The 1951-nt window shown below is 55.6% G+C and carries 1 rRNA gene; it reads left to right on the plus strand.

What is annotated here, in order from left to right:
* Positions 1-337: 337 nt before the first annotated feature.
* Positions 338-1877 (plus strand): 16S ribosomal RNA (locus QC821_RS21640).
* Positions 1878-1951 lie beyond the last annotated feature (74 nt).

The raw sequence follows: 1951 nt of genomic DNA on the forward strand, positions 1-1951 counted from the left end.
GACGCCTGGCAGGACGAGACGAGATCGGTTCTATCGATATGACGCTCCCCGCCACGGCTTGACATGCCACGCTGCTTCTGTAGAATACGCCTTCCTCGCCGGGCGCTGGCGGCTCTTCACGAGCCACGGCAACAGCGAGACGCTCTTTAACAATCGATCAGGTAATTCATGTGGGCGCTTGTCGATGACGAGGTGATCAGTCACCACATCATCAAGGCAAGCGACTCGTCACCGATCTTCGGATCGGAATTGAGTAAACGTTTGAACCTTGAGCCAAGATTGGTTCGCTTTCATGGAGTTCCTTCGGGGATTTCGTGAGCAAGAACCGCATTGATTGAAACTGAAGAGTTTGATCATGGCTCAGATTGAACGCTGGCGGCAGGCCTAACACATGCAAGTCGAGCGGCAGCACGGGAAGCTTGCTTCCTGGTGGCGAGCGGCGGACGGGTGAGTAATGCATAGGAATCTGCCCGATAGTGGGGGATAACCTGGGGAAACCCAGGCTAATACCGCATACGTCCTACGGGAGAAAGCAGGGGCTCTTCGGACCTTGCGCTATCGGATGAGCCTATGTCGGATTAGCTAGTTGGTGAGGTAATGGCTCACCAAGGCGACGATCCGTAGCTGGTCTGAGAGGATGATCAGCCACATCGGGACTGAGACACGGCCCGAACTCCTACGGGAGGCAGCAGTGGGGAATATTGGACAATGGGCGCAAGCCTGATCCAGCCATGCCGCGTGTGTGAAGAAGGCCTTCGGGTTGTAAAGCACTTTCAGTGAGGAAGAACGCCTTGTGCCTAATACGTGCAAGGGAAGACATCACTCACAGAAGAAGCACCGGCTAACTCCGTGCCAGCAGCCGCGGTAATACGGAGGGTGCGAGCGTTAATCGGAATTACTGGGCGTAAAGCGCGCGTAGGTGGCTTGATAAGCCGGTTGTGAAAGCCCCGGGCTCAACCTGGGAACGGCATCCGGAACTGTCAGGCTAGAGTGCAGGAGAGGAAGGTAGAATTCCCGGTGTAGCGGTGAAATGCGTAGAGATCGGGAGGAATACCAGTGGCGAAGGCGGCCTTCTGGACTGACACTGACACTGAGGTGCGAAAGCGTGGGTAGCAAACAGGATTAGATACCCTGGTAGTCCACGCCGTAAACGATGTCGACTAGCCGTTGGGAGCCTCGAGTTCTTAGTGGCGCAGTTAACGCGATAAGTCGACCGCCTGGGGAGTACGGCCGCAAGGTTAAAACTCAAATGAATTGACGGGGGCCCGCACAAGCGGTGGAGCATGTGGTTTAATTCGATGCAACGCGAAGAACCTTACCTACCCTTGACATCGTGCGAACTTTCCAGAGATGGATTGGTGCCTTCGGGAACGCACAGACAGGTGCTGCATGGCTGTCGTCAGCTCGTGTTGTGAAATGTTGGGTTAAGTCCCGTAACGAGCGCAACCCCTGTCCCTATTTGCCAGCGATTCGGTCGGGAACTCTAGGGAGACTGCCGGTGACAAACCGGAGGAAGGTGGGGACGACGTCAAGTCATCATGGCCCTTACGGGTAGGGCTACACACGTGCTACAATGGCAGGTACAAAGGGTTGCAAGACGGCGACGTGGAGCTAATCCCATAAAGCCTGCCTCAGTCCGGATCGGAGTCTGCAACTCGACTCCGTGAAGTCGGAATCGCTAGTAATCGTGAATCAGAATGTCACGGTGAATACGTTCCCGGGCCTTGTACACACCGCCCGTCACACCATGGGAGTGGACTGCACCAGAAGTGGTTAGCTTAACCTTCGGGGGAGCGATCACCACGGTGTGGTTCATGACTGGGGTGAAGTCGTAACAAGGTAGCCGTAGGGGAACCTGCGGCTGGATCACCTCCTTATCGACGCGTCATCTCGTGTCGGCAAGTGCTCACAATGAATTACCTGATCGGCCAGAGCAAAGACTGTTTGGGTC

The organism is Franzmannia qiaohouensis (assembly GCF_031451695.1).
Classification (GTDB): domain Bacteria; phylum Pseudomonadota; class Gammaproteobacteria; order Pseudomonadales; family Halomonadaceae; genus Franzmannia; species Franzmannia qiaohouensis.